Origin of the sequence: Roseinatronobacter ekhonensis (assembly GCF_900499075.1) — a bacterium.
GTDB classification, from domain to species: domain Bacteria; phylum Pseudomonadota; class Alphaproteobacteria; order Rhodobacterales; family Rhodobacteraceae; genus Roseinatronobacter; species Roseinatronobacter ekhonensis.
Window position 1 is genome coordinate 1 of sequence record NZ_UIHC01000142.1, and the last position, 1,939, is coordinate 1,939.

Annotated in this window: 2 protein-coding genes and 2 pseudogenes; all 4 read left to right on the forward strand. The window is 64.1% G+C overall.

Features of this window, described 5'->3' with window-relative positions; translation table 11 throughout:
- Window positions 1–383 (forward strand): annotated as a pseudogene (locus tag ROE7235_RS20335) (transposase domain-containing protein); the annotation flags it as partial.
- 63 nt (window positions 384–446) lie between these two features.
- Window positions 447–1,190 (forward strand): AAA family ATPase, encoded by a 744-nt coding sequence (locus ROE7235_RS19430; RefSeq protein WP_121097681.1) that lies wholly within the window; start codon window positions 447–449, stop codon window positions 1,188–1,190.
- Window positions 1,187–1,750, forward strand: coding sequence for a hypothetical protein (locus tag ROE7235_RS19435; RefSeq protein WP_147434291.1), 564 nt, complete (start codon window positions 1,187–1,189; stop codon window positions 1,748–1,750). The genes ROE7235_RS19430 and ROE7235_RS19435 overlap by 4 nt, the downstream gene beginning before the upstream one ends.
- A pseudogene (locus ROE7235_RS19440) lies at window positions 1,747–1,939 on the forward strand (hypothetical protein); the annotation flags it as partial. The gene ROE7235_RS19435 and the pseudogene ROE7235_RS19440, both read left to right, overlap by 4 nt.

Genomic DNA, 1,939 nt, shown 5'->3' on the forward strand with positions numbered 1-1,939 from the left:
GCAAGTTGCGTGCCCGCGATCTGGGGGCCGATCTGGACGCGGCGGCGTTGCCCGCGCCCACACCTGCCGTCGAGGCCAAGGTGGTGCGCCCTGTTTTCGACAAGCGGGCGCGACCCGCGCCAGAGGCTGCGCATGCGCCGGACCTGACCGAGGCGCAGGCGGCAGTCGTGGCTGATTTGCAGACCCGTCGCGGTGCAGTCGAAGGCACGCCGGAGAGCGACATGGACCGGTTCCGGCGAGCGCTGGAATTGGAGGCAAAGCGCGACAAAGGCGAGGCGCTTGCGCCCGAGCAAGAGCGCTTCCTGCGCATGTATTCGCAGACGTCCGAATACCGGGCGCACAAGCAGATGTTGGAAGATTTCGGGGTGTCCTACCTCGGATAAGGAACCGCCGGGGGCGCATGCCCGCACCCACCGGCGGCATAGAGCGGTAGAATGGAGAAGACGATGACAGAAGAGAGGCAGCTTTACAATAGCGTGGCACCCCTACGCAACGTAGCCGCGCTTGTGGCCTTGGTAGACCGGGTGCAGAATCGTGCCCTTGGCCTGCCCGGCATGGCCTGCTTTTACGGCCCGTCCGGGTTCGGCAAGAGCACGGCGGCGGTTTATGCCGAGAACAAGTTCCAAGCCTATCAAGTGCAGGTCAAATCAGCCTGGTCGAAAAAGAAGTTCTGCGAAGCGACCTTGGGCGAAATGGCGCTGCGCCCTGCGCGCACCATCGGCGACATGGTCGATCAGATCGCCGAGCATCTGGCGGTAACTGGCGCGCCCTTGCTGATCGACGAGGCCGATCATCTGGTCGCACGCAATATGATCGAGATCGTCCGCGACATTTATGAGAGCAGCCAAGCGCCCGTCATCCTGATCGGCGAGGAGTTGCTGCCCCAGAAGCTATGCGAATGGGAGCGGGTGCATGGCCGGATGCTGGACTGGGTCGGCGCGGAGCCGGGCACGATTGACGATGTCGAAAAGCTGATGCCGATCTATGCGCAGGGCGTCACATTTGACCAGTCCCTGTGCGCGGCTGTTCTGAAGCACAGCCACGGGTCGATCCGCCGGATCAGCGTGAACATCGCCAAGGTTGCCGAGCATGGCCGCGTGAACGGGCTGGACGCGATGACGCTGAATGACTGGGACGCGCGACGCTTTTTCACCGGCATCGCGCCCGCACCCCGGAGGAACGTGGCATGAGCGGTCGGGTTTCAGAGCGTCGGGACGCGATTGCCAAGCTGGCATGGAATATCGCCACGCGGATGGAGGTCTTTACCTACTACGACCTGTCATCCGAGTTGCACATCGAAGCGCGCCGGGTGGCAGTGTTCGTCCGCGACTGGCAGCGCGCAGGAGCGGTTGAGGCTTGCGGCAAAAGGGGCAACCGGCGCGCATTCCGGGTTGTTGACGCTCGGCGTCCGGCGTTGATGCGCGCGGATGGCACCGCGATCCGTCGCGAAAGCCCGGCCGGAAACATGTGGCGTGTGGCCCGCAGGCTGACTGTGTTCACACCAAGTGATGTGATGTCGCATGCCAACACGCCGACTTGCGAGGTCACGCTGGCAGCAGCACAAGAGTTCTGCCAGATGCTGAACCGGGCCGGATATTTGAAGGTTCTGCAAAGGGCCGCGCCCGGACGGCGTGAAGCCGCGTATCGGCTGATCCGCGACACCGGCCCGTTGCCGCCGCGTGAACGGCGCGTGCGTGCAGTCTATGATGAAAATCTCGACGAATTCACGCATCTGGCAGGTGGGCTATGAGCGGGCCGGTTGATGTGGCCCGCGCGGCGTGGGGTGATGCGCTGCCCGATTGGGTCGAGCGCATGGCCCTGCAATGCGCCGCCAGCAGCCAGAACAAGGTCGCCAGCCGCATGGGCCGGTCTGCCGCCTTGGTCAGTCAGGTGCTGCGCAACAAGTATCCGGGCGATCTGCACGCGGTTGAGGAGCTGT

What these genes read in the sequence shown, in the direction of transcription:
- ROE7235_RS19430 (WP_121097681.1), top strand. Translation starts at nt 447, where the DNA reads ATGACAGAAGAGAGGCAGCTTTACAATAGCGTGGCACCCCTACGCAAC.
- ROE7235_RS19435 (WP_147434291.1), top strand. Translation starts at nt 1,187, where the DNA reads ATGAGCGGTCGGGTTTCAGAGCGTCGGGACGCGATTGCCAAGCTGGCA.